The organism is Chryseobacterium sp. NFX27, from assembly GCF_049887855.1.
Classification (GTDB): domain Bacteria; phylum Bacteroidota; class Bacteroidia; order Flavobacteriales; family Weeksellaceae; genus Chryseobacterium.
This window is the reverse complement of the sequence record NZ_JAGEKK010000017.1, coordinates 1-13,170: the sequence shown is the minus strand read 5'-3', so window position 1 is coordinate 13,170 and position 13,170 is coordinate 1. Positions and strand designations below refer to the sequence as shown.

The following is a 13,170-nucleotide window of genomic DNA, read 5'->3' as shown; positions in this document are numbered from 1 at the left end:
TCTATGTCAAGTAAAAACAACCGCGACGAAAAGAACTTTAATCAGGCCGCGTTAGATTATCATAAAGCCGAACCTAAAGGAAAAATCGAAGTTATTCCTTCGAAGCCTCACTCTTCTCAGAGAGATTTATCATTGGCATATTCACCTGGAGTGGCAGTTCCTTGTATGGAGATCCATGATAAACCGGAAACTGTGTATGACTACACGGGTAAAGGAAACCTGGTAGCTGTAATTTCCAACGGAACGGCTGTATTAGGACTTGGAGACATCGGAGCGGAAGCTTCAAAACCGGTAATGGAAGGGAAAGGTCTTTTGTTCAAGATCTTTGCAGATATCAACGTTTTTGATATTGAAATTGATGAAAAGGATCCGGAGAAATTCATTCAGATTGTAAAAGGAATTGCTCCCACATTCGGAGGAATCAACCTTGAAGATATTAAAGCTCCTGAAGCATTCTATATTGAGCAGAAATTGAAAGAAGAGCTGGATATTCCTTTAATGCACGATGATCAGCACGGGACAGCAATTATTTCTGCTGCTGCCCTGATCAATTCATTACAGATTGCCAATAAAAAAATTGATGAAGTAAAAATGGTGGTTAATGGAGCCGGAGCGGCAGCCATTGCCTGTACCAACTTATATATTTCTCTGGGTCTAAAAAGAGAAAACGTTTTGATGTGCGACAGCAAAGGAGTTATCAATCATAAAAGAGAGAACCTTACGCCTGAAAAAATAGATTTCATTGCCAATACCGATATCGAAACACTTGAAGATGCCGTAAAAGGTTCAGATGTTTTCATCGGTCTTTCAAAAGGAAATGTAATGACCCCTGAAATGCTTTCCAGCATGAATGAGAATCCTATCGTTTTTGCTTTGGCAAACCCGGATCCTGAAATTGCTTACGATCTAGCCCTTGAAACCCGTAAAGATGTGATCATGGCAACCGGTAGAAGTGATTATCCTAACCAGGTAAACAATGTATTGGGATTCCCTTATATTTTCCGTGGTGCTTTGGATGTTCAGGCGAAAGGAATCAATGAAGAAATGAAGCTGGCAGCCGTACACGCTATCGCGGATCTTGCAAAAGAGCCCGTACCTGAAGCGGTAATCCTTGCTTACAATGTTCAGAACTTACAGTTCGGAAGAGAATATTTCATTCCAAAACCGTTTGATAACAGATTAATTACCAAAGTATCCAGTGCGGTAGCCAAAGCTGCTATTGAAAGCGGAATTGCAAGAAAGACCATCGAAGACTTCGAAGAATACGAAAACCAGCTGCTGGACAGAATGGGAAGAGACGAGAAGTTGGTAAGAATGATGCAGAGCCGTGCAAAATCCAATCCGAAGAGAATCACTTTAGGAAATGCTGAAGAATACAATGTATTGAAAGCAGCGCAGATTCTTTATGAAGAAGGAATTGCTCTCCCAAGTCTTTTAGGAGATAAAAAATACATCAAAGAGCAAATGGAACGTTTCGGGATCACCCTGGATATCCCGATTATAGATCCAAGCGATGACGATCAGAAAGAAAACAGAAAAAAATACAGAGAAACTCTTTGGAAACTTCGTCAGAGAAAAGGAATGAACGAGTACAAGGCAAAAAGATATGTACGCCAGAGAGATTATTTCGGTCCGTTAATGCTGAGACATGGAGATACAGACGGTCTTATCGTAGGCTTCTCTAAAAATTATACTTCAGTGCTTCGTCCAGTTTTAGAAGTTATTGAAAAAGATAAAGGAGTAGACAAAATAGCGGCAATGATGATGATCCTTTCAGAAAAGAAACCTATCTTCTTCGCTGATACATCTATCAATCAGAATCCTACTGCAGATGATCTTGTGAATATTGCTAAAATGGCAGAAATCACGGTAAAATCGTTTGCCATTGAACCTAGAATTGCAATGCTTGGTTTCGAAAATTTTGCAGCGATTTCCGATACTTCCAAAAAAGTAGCCAAAGCAGTAAGCATCCTTCACGAGAAATATCCTAAAATGATTGTTGATGGTGAAATTCAACCGGATTTTGCCATGAATGCTGATCACTTAAGCGATTATCCTTTCTCAAAATTAGGAACAACGCCTGCCAATACCTTCGTTTTCCCTAATCTTGAAAGTGCCAACCTTTCTTACAAGATCATCAGAGGAATGAAAGTGGCACAGGTAATCGGGCCAATCCTGATGGGATTGAAGCAGCCTGTCCATGTTTTACAGATGCGTTCAAGCGTAGATGAGATTGTAAACTTAGCTACTGTAGCGGTTCTTGATGCACAGAGAAGGGAAAACAAAAAATCATAAAGTATCTATCTTTATAAATAAAAAAGCAGTACACCAAATTTTGTGTACTGCTTTTTTATTATTTAAACTTAAGGTAACAATTATGAATGTAAGGATTATATCTTTCTGAAGGGCTTGTTCAACAATAATCAATAATTAGAAATGAATAGCTGTCTTTTTAAAAAGACAGATTTAGCTGGCGTTACAATTCTTTATTTCCTAAACAAAGGAAAAAATATTTTTGAATAAATTTAAATTTTTATCATCGTTTAGTGAAAAATAAATATATTTACACTTATCAAAAAATAATACCATGAAAAACATTAAAAGACTTTCAAGAGAAAATTTAAAACAAATAAGTGGAGGATTCAGAGGCCAGCCTCTTCAGTCTCCGGATGGAGGTTATTATTGCCTTCCATCTCAAGGGCAGCTGTGCTTAGTAGGCTGTACACCAACTTGTGTGAATGGCGCATGTCATCTCACGATGTGTCTTGACATAAATCCCTAAGATATGGATCAGTTTAACCACTAATTTAAATCATAAGCCTATCCGTTTTGGATAGGTTTTTTGTATTTATTGTTTTTAGAGTAATTCCTTGAATTTACGATCAGAATTTAAGTTAAAAATCATTCGCACGTGAAATGAAAATATTAATTAGTTTAAATTGCTATATTTGGGAGTTTTAAAAATTAATAATGATATTTTCCTTACAAGGCAGTGTTCAAGAACTTACGCCCGCTTACGCAGTGATCAATGTACAAGGAGTTGGTTACTATGTAGGTATCAGTTTGATGACCTCCCAGGCCCTGGCCCTGAATAAGCCTGCATTCTTATTTACTCAGCAGATCATCCGGGAAGATGCTCATCTTCTCTTTGGATTTAACACTCGTTCAGAAAAAGAAATGTTTAATCTGTTAATAAGTGTTAACGGAGTAGGTGCTGTTTCTGCCCTTATACTTCTTTCCACTTTAAGCCTTGAAGAGATCGCTTCAGCCATTCTCTCCAAGAACAGTGCACTGATTCAAAAAGCCAAAGGAATAGGTGCCAAAACTGCAGAAAGAATTATTGTAGATTTAAAGGATAAAGTCCAAAAATTCAGCATTGGAGAAGAAAATATTTCTTCTTTTGTGGATAATAAAGTCAAGGAAGAATCGTTATCTGCATTAGAAGTTTTAGGGATTCCGAAACGAATGAGTGAGAAGATCGCGGATAGGATGATGAAGCAGAATCCTGAGATCTCCGTAGAAGAATTGGTAAAACAAATTTTAAAAAACATTTAACATTTGGTGGCGAATAATAAGCATCTGAAAATATTTTTGTTCCTGTCGTTCCTGTGTCTGTCAGTAAGTGCCTTTGCACAACAGGTACGTGATACGGCGATCATAAAGAAGGATTATCAACTGGCCGACCCTACAAGGTACGAGGCCTTTTACGACATAAAAACAGGTATGTATTATGTATATCCCAAAATTGGAAATACATTTACAGGCCCTCCTACAGCAATGTCTCCCGAAGAGTATAAAGAATTTATGCTCGCAACACAGTCAAAAGCTTACTACAAGGAGAAATCCGATAAATACAGTCTCCTGTACAGACGAGATAGAACTGATGCCCGTAAGAAAGGCCTCATTCCGTCTTTGATGATTAATAACAGGCTGTTTGAAACTATTTTCGGAAGTAATAAAATAGAGATTATTCCTTCTGGGTATGCCTCTTTAGACTTTGCCGGACTTTATCAAAAAATAGATAACCCACTGATCCTGCCACAGAACAGGACCAGTTTTACCTTTGACATAGACCAGAGGATACAACTTGGATTATTAGGTAAAGTAGGAGAAAACTTACAGTTGAAAGCCAATTACGATACCCAGAGTGGTTTTGCATTCGAAAACAGGATGAATCTTGTATGGCAGGCAAAAGGAAACTGGAAAGATCTTCAGACCAAAGGTCTTGGTGAAGTAGATAAACCCAGTGCAGGAGGAGAAGATAAAATCATTAAGAGAATAGAATTCGGTAATGTTAATATGCCGCTTTCTACCAGTCTTATCCGTGGCTCACAGTCGTTATTCGGGGTGAAAACAGAATTCCAGTTAGGAAAAACTTATGGAACAGTAGTGCTTTCCCAACAACAGGGGGAAGCCCGTAATATTGTAGTACAGGGTGGAGGTGTTATGAATAACTTTAAAGTTAATGCTATTGACTACGAAGAGAATCAACACTTCTTCCTGGGACATTACTTCCTGGACCGTTATGATAATGCATTGGCCAATTATCCGCAGATCAATTCCACAGTAAACATTACCAGATTGGAAGTCTGGGTACTTGACCAGGGGAACAGCAATCTGGCATATCAGAAAAGTATTATCGGTATCAGAGATTTGGGAGAAGGTGTTTCAGGATTGCCGGACAACTCTCAGAATGGATTGTACCCGTCTATTAATGCAGCAATAGGACCAAGAGAAGCCGGTAAAAATTATGCAACTACCTTTCAGGGACAGATGTTCCCGGGAAGTGCACAGCCCTATGACAACGGAGAGCAATTCATTTTTAATACAAAAGCAAGAAGGCTGAATGCCAATGAATATACATTGCAGCCACAGTTAGGATATATTTCATTGAATCAGAAGCTGAATGAGAATCAGCTTTTAGCCGTTTCATATTCCTATACCGATGGTACCAATAAAGTCTATAAGGTAGGGGAATTCTCCGAAGAAAGTCCCGTACTGGTAACCAAGGTTCTTAGAGTAAATAACAAGGTGAATACAGAATCTCCAATGTGGGATCTGATGATGAAAAATATTTATTCTCTGGATGCAGGACAGGTAGCACAGGACGGCTTTATTCTTAATGTATTCTACAGAGATCCGAAAACAGGCGGTAAAGTGAATTATCTACCCGGAACCAGTGTCCAGGACAAAAACTTACTGAAATTGCTCAACTGGGACCGTCTCAACATGAACGGTGATATCCAGGCCAGCAGTGGTATATTGGGAGACGGTATCTTTGACTTTGTCAACGGAATTACAATCAGACCGGAAACAGGAAGGATTATCTTTACCAAAGTACAGCCTTTCGGCAGTTTTATGCAGGGGCAGGTCGGAAATGATCCGCAGTTTGTCTTTACAGACCTCTATAGACAGCAGAAGCAGGTGGCATCTTCCAGTAACCTTGCACAGAGATATACCATAGAAGGACGGTATAAAGGCACACAGGGGCAGGGAATTTCTCTTGGCGCTGTAAACGTTCCGCAGGGATCTGTAAAAGTTTCGGCGAATGGTGTTCAGCTGACAGAAGGGGTGGACTACACCGTGGATTATATGCTCGGAACCGTAACGATCATCAATGAAAATGTTAAACAGTCCGGACAGGCTATCAATATCTCATTAGAAAATCAGCTTACCTTTAATACCCAGAGAAAAAGATTCTTAGGACTAAACCTGGAAAGAAGATTCAATGAGAACTTTATAATAGGAGGAACGGTTGTTAATTATTCCGAATCTCCGCTTACCCAGAAAGTAAATTACGGACAGGAGGCGGTTAATAATACCATGGCCGGGATCAATATGATGTACAACAATCAGATTCCTTTCCTGACTAGGCTTACCGATAAGATTCCGTTTGTAAATACCGAAGCTCCATCGAACCTGAATTTTAAAATGGAAGGGGCATACCTTCTCCCTGGATTAAATAAAGGAACAAATGACCAATCTTATGTAGATGACTTCGAACAGACAACCTCTAAAATATCCTTAAAAGAACCTGCTGCGTGGAGTTTAGCTTCAAGACCGGAGAAAAACCTGGCGGCACCATTTAACGGAGCTCCAAGCGATGATGCCCTAACCAGTGGTTACGGAAGAGGGCTTTTATCATGGTATAATATTGACCCTAGATTCTGGGGAGTAGGAGGCCGGGCGCCTGCAGGAATTACAGCGCAGTCTGTATCCAACCACGCATCCAGAAGAGTTCAGTATTCCGAAATTTATAATAACAGAGATTTTGTAGCGGGCGAGCAGACCTTTACCAATACTTTAGATATTTCTTATTATCCTCAGGAAAAAGGTCCATATAACGTTAATCCCGGTTCTGAAGCAGCGTCTTCCAGATGGGCAGGGATCATGAGACCGATCAGTGTTTCCAATTTCGTTAATTCAAATATAGAATATGTTGAATTCTGGATGATGGACCCTTATGCGGATGGAACTGTCTTGGGAGACAGGGCGAGACTTTTACTTCAGTTAGGAAACGTTTCCGAAGATATCCTGAAAGACGGCAAAATGCAGTATGAAAATGGCCTTCCTACTCCGGGAGCACCTTCTACTACCACAACTTCCAACTGGGGAGTACAGCCGAAGCAGCCGCCAATCCTTTATGCGTTTTCAAGTGAAGGCGATGACAGAAGATCTCAGGATTTAGGATATGACGGTTTAAACTCAGATCAGGAATCTATGAGATTCGGAAATACATTTGTTAACCCGGTTACCAACTTAGTTGACCCAGCGGTAGATGATTTTGTATTTTTCATGTCGGATAAATTTACAGGTAATCAGGCGGCATCTCTTGTTCAGAGATATAAATATTTCAGAAACCCGGAAGGAAACTCACAGGCTAATTCATTGGAAGTGGCTTCACAGACTCCGGACGCAGAAGATATCAACAAAGATTATAACCTTGACCAGACAGAAAGCTATAATGAATATGTTGTAAAACTGGATAAACCAAGTCTTGCTTTAGGGCAGAATAATATCGTAGATGTAAAAACTGTAAAGGCTACTTTCCAGAACGGACAGTCTTCTGATGTGAAATGGTATTTGTTCAGAATCCCTGTTTCAAAATATGATGGAACGGATGCAGAAGGTGAGCGAAGTGCATCAGTACTTAACAATGTGAGATTTGCGAGACTAATGCTTGCCGGTTTCGAACAGACTTCTACTTTAAGATTCGGGACAATGGATCTTGTAAGATCAGACTGGAGAAGATATCCAAATCAGATCGCCAGTCCATCAGTAGCTTCAGAAGAGGAAGGGGTAGGAATAGCACAAAATAATAACTTCGAAGTTGGAAGTGTGAATATTGAAGAAAACGCTCTGAACCAACCACCTTATGTACTGCCTCCGGGAATTGACAGACAGGTACTGAGTGGAAATGCAGGAGCGCAGAGACAGAATGAAGCTTCACTTTACATGAAGATAGATGGTCTTGCCGGAGAAGCAAGAGGAGTTTTCAAGAATACCACTCTGGATATGAGAAGGTATAAAAAGTTAAAACTTTTTGTACATGCTCAGGACCCTACAGACAGATATCAGGGTGTCGATTCTGAATCTAAATTCTTCATCCGTTTCGGAAGTGATGCTACGGACAACTATTATGAGTATGAATCGCAAATGATGCTTACACCTAGGACAGCAACTACACCTTTTGAAATCTGGCCTGTTGAAAACAATGTTGATTTGGAGATCCAAAACTTTGTAGATGCAAAAATCCGGAGAGATAAGAGCTCATCCAATATTGTAGATAGAATCATGGATCCTAACTTTGGAGATGAATCAAAAAGAATTTATATCAAAGGACGTCCGAGTTTAGGAAATATTACCACCATTATGATTGGGGTAAGAAATACAAGTCGTTCAAACTCTATTACCAGAATTCTTTGGGTAAATGAGATCCGTCTTTCCGAAATTGAAAATGATGGAGGATATGCAGGTAACGCAAGTCTGAACTTTAACCTTGGAGATTTTGCGACCGTCAATACGAGTGCATCTTATACTTCTGTAGGTTTCGGTAACATAGATTCAAAGCCGGCAGAAAGAAATCAGTCTACACAGTCAGCATTCAGTATCAATACTGCTGTAAACGTAGATAAATTCCTTCCTGAAAAAAGTGGGATGAAAATTCCGTTAAACTATTCCTATTCACAGACTATCGAGGATCCTAAATATAATCCTCTGGACACCGATGTGGAATTCAGCAAAGCGGCTAACAAGGAACAGCTTAAAAAAGTAGCGAGAACCTATACGCAGCAAAGAAGTATTGGCGTTGTCAATATGCATAAGGAAAGGATGAATCCAAACAAGAAACCTAAATTCTATGATATTGAGAACGTTTCCGTAACTGCAGTTTATAATGACGATTATTACCGGGATATTTATACTTCAAGAAACTACAGACAGTATCTGAGAGGGTATGTTGATTATAACTATACTTTCAAACCGTGGGTAGTTAAGCCGTTCAACAAAATGATCAGCGATACGGCGAAATCTACAAAATATCTGAGATGGATCAAAGAATTCAATTTCAATCCGATTCCTACAAGACTATCTTTCAGAACGGAAGTAGACAGAAATTACAACGAACTTGAATTTAGAAATGTAGAAGCAATATTAAGCGGAAATACAGGTGACAGTTTTGCTGCAATTAAAAACAGAAACTTCTTCTTCGGGTGGCAGTACGGTTTAGGATTCAACTTTACAAAATCATTAAAACTTGAGATCAACTCTGCAACAAGAACCCTTAATGATAATGTAGATGTGAACGGCATGAGTGACAAATCCATCTTTGGAAATGTATTCAGAGCAGGTAGGCCGGTATTGTACAATCACAGAGTACAGGTTAATTACAAACTGCCGTTCCAGTACCTTCCATATTTGGATTTTATTGATGCGGAAGTTGGGTATGGACTTACTTACAACTGGAATGCAAGATCTACCGCACTCCTTTCAAGTCCGGAAGGAAGCTTAGGTTCCGTAGGTCAGAATACGAATGTGATCCAGGCTACAGCCACTGCGGATATTCCGAAATTCTTCGGACAGTTTAAATATTTCAAGAACATCTCTGCAAAACTGCAGAAACGTAAACAGGAGATTGATTCCTTGAACAACGTGTATACACAGCAGTGGGAGAAGAAAAGATACAGATATAAGAGCTATAAATTCAAGAATAAACTGACAATACTGCAGAGCGCAGCTTTTGCACTGACATCGTTCAAACAGTTAGATGTTAATTACTCTGAAAATAACGGAACGGTACTTCCAGGTTTACTTTCAGCACCAAATATGTATGGTTATGGCCAGACATTGGGAGGCCCTACGATTGGATTCCTTTTCGGATCACAGGCTGATATCAGAAGAACTGTTCTGGAAAACGGATGGGTAAGTGATTCTCCTTATATGACCGATCCTTATGTGAAGATGTCAACAAAAGAATTAAGAGCCAATTTACAGATCGTTCCGATTAACGATTTCAGAATTGATCTTAGTGCACTGCACAACTACAACAGAAACTTCTCCCAGTCTGGATTTAATAACCGGAATAACCTTGGAACAGCAAACCATGATTATGCATTTGCCAATGATCAGGTGACCTATTCCAACTCCGTGGTTCTTCTTAAAACGTCATTCAAAGAAACCCAGGCCGTTTATCAGGCGATCAGGGAAAATGCAATGATACTTTCCCAGCAGATGGGGTTAGGAGAAATCCTGAACAGCGATGGCTTTGCAGATCATTATAGTATTGCCAATGCCTATGTATTGATTCCTGCATTCAGAGCGGCAGTCGAAGGAAAATCCGTTAAGCAGATGGGAAATGCTAAAAAAGCCGGGCTTCCGATTCCAAACTGGAAGATCACTTATTCAGGTTTAAGAAACATTCCGATCGTTAATGGTCAGTTCTCCAAATTTGATATTCTGCACGGATATACGGCGACCTATACAGCGGCCGGTATCCAGTCAAGTATTGATTACTTTAACAGGCTTTCCGGTGGAAATGCATTCGATGTTAATAATGATTACATCAATCCGTTTACATTCTCGCAGGTTGGTTATGTAGAGTCTTTCTCACCACTTATCGGTATAGATGTTACCATGAGAAACAATATGCAGTTTGGACTTCAGTATAACAGAAACAGAATGATGCTATTAGGACTGGTCAACCATACCCTTACCGAAGATTCCAATACGGAATATGTAGTAAGGCTTGGGTATATCGTTAAGAATTTCAGATTAGGTATGGCCAATACAAGAGGATCCAGAGGAAAAGGAAGTGACCTGAACATCAGAGGTGACATCTCATTGAGAGACAGCAAAACGTCCATCATGAATATCCTGTTGAATGATTCACAAATCACCGGGGGACAGAAACTCATGAATATAAAGCTTTCTGCAGATTATAACGTCTCAGAAAATCTGAACCTGAGAGTATTCTATGAGCAGATGACTTCTAAATACAAAATATCAACGGCATTTCCGCTGTCTACCATTAGAGCCGGTCTGTCCGCAACATTTACATTTGGAGACTCAGGTGGTGGTTTCTAAGAAAAAAATTAATACATAATTACTAAAATAAGAATCCCTTTCTGTAAAAGAAGGGGATTTTAGTTTTAATTCACGTTTTTTGGAATAGCTTGTTTTATATGATATCTTTGTTTAAGAATTTTTAAAAATATGAAAAAAATTACTTTATCTTTTTTTAGCCTATTGTCTATAATGTCTGTAGCACAGAGTCTGTCACCCACAGTGTCAATTACAGCCCCTGGGTCAGCTGATAATTTTAAAGGTGGTTACACTTTTGCCTATGCTACTTCTGGAACGCCTTGGAATGGATCATTAATAAGTTTTGGAGGTTTTGCAAATCAGTATGATACACAAATAAGCTCGGCCTATAATGGAAACAACATATCTTTTAGAACAAGAAACGGGGACTTTAATGTTTGGAATTCTTGGAATGAATTGGCAACTAAAGGAGCAAATGATTTTATAGGTAAACAAACAATTATGGGGAATTTAGGTATAGGAACCCAAGCCCCATCCGAAAAACTTACTGTTTCTGGCGACCATCAAAACTCTACAATTCTATTGCATTCTTCTGGAGATGGAGTAAATAGCCCTGCCAATCTATCACTTTGGGCTTCAGAGCCTCAAGAGACATATACCGGTGTAGGAATCGGTAATAATGTTAGAAACTATGTTACTGGGCAATCATTTCCACGTATAAATACAAACTTAGGAGGCTCCTTCATAAGATTGTTAGAAAATCAGATTAATTTTAATTTGATTTCTAATACGGGTGATAAGAAACTTATAGCTACTTTAAGTAGAGACAGATTTGAAGTTAATGGGCAGCTCTCTTCTCAAATGAGTTCGAATGAAGGAGGGATGATTGTTTTAGAAAATCCAACAAAAACAGCATCAAATACTGCTGGAAAATGGGTTATATATAATATGACTGGAAACTATGGGAATGCTTTACAATTTTGGAATTACTCAAATGATGGGACAATGTCTGGAGCAAGGTTAAGGCTTTCCGATGATGGAAATATGGCTTTATTTGGAAAATTTGAAGTAAAAGAAGTAAAAGTAACCTTAACGCCAACAGCTGATTTTGTTTTTGATGAAGAGTATAAACTGCCAGAATTAGATGAGGTAGAAAAGCATATTAAAGAAAAAAAACATCTTCCTGAAATTGCATCAGCAGCACAGATGAAAAAAGAAGGAGTGAATATTGGAGAGTTTCAGATTAAGCTTCTTCAAAAAATCGAGGAGCTTACGCTGTACACTATTGAGCAAAATAAACAGCTTAAAAAACTTCAGGAAAATAATGATAGGCTTATGAAAGAAATGGATGAGCTAAAAGCAATAAAAAAATAATAATCATACCATACTCAATCGTTGCTTCGGCAGCGATTTTTTATTTTGTTTTCAAAATTCAATTAAGATATTCATTACCTCTTTGAAGCTTTTATTATTTTGAATACATTTGTACAAAATAAAAATTAAAATGAATACACCATCAGAATTAAAGTACACTAAAGATCACGAATGGATCAAGATTGAAGGTAATGTTGCTACAATCGGTATTACAGACTTCGCACAGGGGGAATTGGGCGATATCGTATATGTAGATGTAGATACTGTAGATGATGATCTTGAGGGGGCAGCTGTTTTCGGAAGTGTAGAAGCAGTAAAAACTGTTTCAGATTTATTCCTGCCTATTGCCGGAAAAGTTATTGAATTTAATTCAGAGTTGGAAGATCAGCCTGAGCTGTTAAATACAGACCCTTATGGAAACGGATGGATCATTAAATTAGAAATTGCTGATGGTGCAGATCATTCAGAACTGCTTACTGCAGAAGAATACCAGGCAATCATTGGATAAGGTTTCAAAAATATTTAGTAAGATTTTGCCCATTTATTGGGCATTTCTTACTTATATGCTGCTCAAACCGGGCGAAGAGAATAACGAATACTGGTTTATGTTCAACGGTATTGATAAAGCCTTACATGTAAGCATATTTGCAATGCTGGGTTTCTGCTTCATTGCCACCTTTCCCAAAATTAAATTCTCCTATTTCTTTCAGATCATCCTTATATATGCCTTCCTTACTGAAATCTTTCAGGAAGAAATGGGCCTGGGCAGATCCATGGAATCTCTGGATATTGTTGCAGATACTATAGGATGCCTGATGGGATACTCTATATATAAGGTATTAATCAAACGTTTTTTCTAAATTAAATCTTTATATCCCTTCTCACCGATGATTGTGGATAACTCCAATAACCTTATAACATATTATAAACTAATATCATACAGATCTATTTATCCCCAATATTAACGTGATGTGATATTTATGTTAAATAAGTTTGTTTTGCGTGGTATTAAGTTGTTATCTTTGCCCCACTGAAAAACGAGAGTATGACAGTAGCGCAGGAGAGCTTTTAGATAAGCATAACTATTTATAAAGAGCTTACGTATTACATGAAAAAATAGCTTAACAATATTTTAGAAATAAAAGTTGCAGGGTTTAATTTTTTTTGTATCTTTGCAGTCCGGTTAAACGGAGCGCAGGAGTAAGTAAAGATTAAGGTGATAGAGGGAGTTAAGGTTACTAAAAAAACTTTAAAATT

General features: G+C 38.5%; 7 protein-coding genes. All 7 read left to right on the top strand.

Translation table 11 applies throughout. The annotated features are described in order from the left end of the window. Positions 1-3: 3 nt before the first annotated feature. A complete protein-coding gene (locus tag J4Q03_RS16710) occupies positions 4-2,295 on the top strand; it encodes an NADP-dependent malic enzyme (protein ID WP_426049258.1) in 2,292 nt (763 codons plus the stop codon). A gap of 292 nt (positions 2,296-2,587) precedes the next feature. Then, on the top strand, positions 2,588-2,782 hold the full coding sequence (locus J4Q03_RS16705; RefSeq protein ID WP_426049257.1) for a bacteriocin-like protein: 195 nt from the start codon (positions 2,588-2,590) through the stop codon (positions 2,780-2,782). A gap of 188 nt (positions 2,783-2,970) precedes the next feature. Continuing rightward, on the top strand, positions 2,971-3,555 hold the full coding sequence (gene ruvA, locus J4Q03_RS16700) for a Holliday junction branch migration protein RuvA (RefSeq protein WP_426049256.1): 585 nt from the start codon (positions 2,971-2,973) through the stop codon (positions 3,553-3,555). A 6-nt stretch (positions 3,556-3,561) separates the two neighbouring features. Beyond that, entirely contained in the window at positions 3,562-10,581 is a 7,020-nt protein-coding gene (sprA, locus tag J4Q03_RS16695; RefSeq protein ID WP_426049255.1) for a cell surface protein SprA, read from the top strand. A 129-nt stretch (positions 10,582-10,710) separates the two neighbouring features. After that, positions 10,711-11,913, top strand: coding sequence for a hypothetical protein (locus J4Q03_RS16690; RefSeq protein ID WP_426049254.1), 1,203 nt, complete (start codon positions 10,711-10,713; stop codon positions 11,911-11,913). Between the two features lie 130 nt (positions 11,914-12,043). After that, a complete protein-coding gene (gcvH, locus tag J4Q03_RS16685) occupies positions 12,044-12,421 on the top strand; it encodes a glycine cleavage system protein GcvH (protein ID WP_111957411.1) in 378 nt (125 codons plus the stop codon). A 25-nt stretch (positions 12,422-12,446) separates the two neighbouring features. Beyond that, positions 12,447-12,773, top strand: a complete 327-nt coding sequence (locus J4Q03_RS16680; protein WP_426049253.1) for a VanZ family protein — start codon at positions 12,447-12,449, stop codon at positions 12,771-12,773. The last annotated feature ends 397 nt before the right edge of the window (positions 12,774-13,170 follow it).

Bases quoted from the DNA above. Each gene is read 5' to 3' on its own strand.
- J4Q03_RS16710 (WP_426049258.1), top strand. From the start codon at position 4: ATGTCAAGTAAAAACAACCGCGACGAAAAGAACTTTAATCAGGCCGCG.
- J4Q03_RS16705 (WP_426049257.1), top strand. From the start codon at position 2,588: ATGAAAAACATTAAAAGACTTTCAAGAGAAAATTTAAAACAAATAAGT.
- ruvA (WP_426049256.1), top strand. From the start codon at position 2,971: ATGATATTTTCCTTACAAGGCAGTGTTCAAGAACTTACGCCCGCTTAC.
- J4Q03_RS16690 (WP_426049254.1), top strand. From the start codon at position 10,711: ATGAAAAAAATTACTTTATCTTTTTTTAGCCTATTGTCTATAATGTCT.
- gcvH (WP_111957411.1), top strand. From the start codon at position 12,044: ATGAATACACCATCAGAATTAAAGTACACTAAAGATCACGAATGGATC.